General features: G+C 56.5%; 3 protein-coding genes. 2 read left to right on the forward strand and 1 reads right to left on the reverse strand.

The annotated features are described in order from the left end of the window. On the forward strand, positions 1-479 hold a 479-nt coding region (locus BDE01S_RS10140), incomplete at its 5' end, for a hypothetical protein (protein ID WP_218015874.1). A 119-nt stretch (positions 480-598) separates the two neighbouring features. Here BDE01S_RS10140 and BDE01S_RS10145 read toward each other — a convergent pair. After that, a complete protein-coding gene (locus BDE01S_RS10145) occupies positions 599-1,336 on the reverse strand; it encodes a sulfite exporter TauE/SafE family protein (protein WP_066081132.1) in 738 nt (245 codons plus the stop codon). A 352-nt stretch (positions 1,337-1,688) separates the two neighbouring features. Here BDE01S_RS10145 and rsfS point away from each other — a divergent pair, with 352 nt between their 5' ends. Further along, positions 1,689-2,075 (forward strand): ribosome silencing factor, encoded by a 387-nt coding sequence (gene rsfS / locus BDE01S_RS10150; protein WP_066081134.1) that lies wholly within the window; start codon positions 1,689-1,691, stop codon positions 2,073-2,075. Positions 2,076-2,196 lie beyond the last annotated feature (121 nt).

Consider the following 2,196-nt stretch of genomic DNA (forward strand, 5'->3'; position numbering starts at 1 on the left):
ACCGTTGCAGGTTAACCATGCTCCCCACCCCGCCGCGCGAATACCGCACCGCCCAAGCGCTTGCCGCCGTAGCCTTTCTGATGCCCGCCCTGTTGCAAAACCTGCCCCTGCCCGCCGCTCAAGGCGCAGGCGGTTTGTGGCTGGCATTGGCGGCCGCCGCTGCGTATGCCGTGTATCTGCCTGCCACTGTCAAAGTCCGCCCGGCCGTATGCAGCGGCGCGGCGGCGACGGCGTTGGGGCTGTATCTGCTGCTGTTTGCCTACATCCACCAAGCAGCGGCAAACGGCAACAGCGAAAGCGTGATGCTGTGGCTGCTCTATGTGTGGTGCAGCGCCGGCATGCTGGCGGCTTCGCTGGTCTTGGCCTTATGGCAGCCGCAAGCCGCCCAACGCTCCGCCGCCGCAGCGGGATTATACGGCGCGGGCTTTGCGCTGCTGGGCAGCGTGATGCCGGTTATCGGCGTCCGGCTGTGGATATAGCACCGTCTGCCGCGCCATCGGCTTGAGCAGCCCAATGCCCCCAATCTAAAACACCTTAATCACGGCCTTATCTGATTTTCAGTTTCGCCTGCTGCCCCATAGCGCATTTTCAGACGGCCTTACAGCCCCAGCCAGCCCTGCCGCCACGCCGTTGCCGCGATTAACTGCACCGCCAGCAGCGTCAGCAGCCAATGCAGGATTTTTTTCAATACGGCGGCGGGAATCAAATGGCGCAGGCGCGTGCCCGCATAAGAGCCGAGCGCGGCCGCCGCAATCATCATCAGCATCAAGGGCAGGTATTCGGAAAAGCGAAAGCCCAGCCACACATACACCGGCATTTTCAACACATGGCTGACCGCCATCATCAGCGCGGCGGTGCTGACCACCGTATCGGTGTCAGCATGGCGGCGGTGCAGCATCGCCAACGCCAGCGGGCCCGGCGCGCCGACAAAAACGCTCAAGCCGGTTTGCATAAAACCGATGACGTAAAAATTCTCAAAATTGCGGATAAAATGATTGAAACGCGCCGACCACAGCGACAATAAAATATACACGCCGATAAACAGCGGCACGCTGTCGAGCCGCAGAAAATTCACCAGCACCCCGAACGCCGCCGCGCCGGCCAGCGAGCCGATGAGAAAAGGGCGGAAGTCACCGAAATCAATACTCTTGCGCCCAAACCACGCGCGGCTGGCATTGCTGGAAAGCTGCGTTGCGCCGTGCAGCGGAATCATGGCCTGCGGCGCGATAAAAAACGGCATCACAGCAATCAAAATCATCCCGCCGCCCGCGCCGGTAATCGCGGTCAGGGTGGACGTGGCGAAATTAATGACTGCCAGCAGAAAATCGTCGGGCATCGTCGGCTCCGAATATCGGCAAAGCTCTATCATAACGCAAGCCGTGCAGAATATTCAGCATCATGCCTTGCGTGCTATCATTTTTCAGACGGCTTTGCCCATCCTACGCGCCCGTATAGTCGGAGAAATTCAATTCTGCTACAAGGCGGCGAACTAACGCCATAGCAGAATTTAAGTTCGACGACTATATCACGCCCGCGCCGCTGTCTTGTGGGACTACGAAATAGCGGAGCTGTATCCGCAAAATCATCACAAGGCCGTCTGAAAATACCGTTTCAGACGGCCTTGTCTTGGAAATTCATCTGCTTATCTATATAATCCCACCCATTCAACAGATTTATCCGGAAACATCATGAACGAACAGGAATTGCTCGACCTGCAAAAAATGGTCGACGTCGCCATCAACGCGCTGGAAGACATCAAAGCCAAAGATATTTCAGTATTGGAAACCCAAGAAAAAACCTCGCTGTTTGCGCGTATGATTATCGCCAGCGGCGACTCCACCCGCCAGGTTAAAGCGCTGGCCAACAATGTAGCCGTCGATTTGAAAGAAGCCGGTTTTGAAATTTTAAGCACCGAAGGCGATACCGGCGAATGGACGCTGGTGGACGCGGGCGATTTGGTGGTACACGTCATGCTGCCGGCTGTGCGCGACTTCTACGACATCGACACGCTGTGGGGCGGTGAAAAGCCCAGCTTCCACGCAGGCGCCCAAAAGCCCTGGCACGCTGCCGACTAAGCCGAAAGATGCACAAAAAAGCCGTCTGAAAAACGTTGTTTTCAGACGGCTTTTTTATTTATCGAGTAAGAAGATGATGAGTGTGGATTGTATAGTCGTTTCAATTTAGATTGAGACAAGG

It is taken from the genome of Bergeriella denitrificans NBRC 102155 (assembly GCF_001592185.1).
Taxonomy (GTDB): domain Bacteria; phylum Pseudomonadota; class Gammaproteobacteria; order Burkholderiales; family Neisseriaceae; genus Neisseria; species Neisseria denitrificans.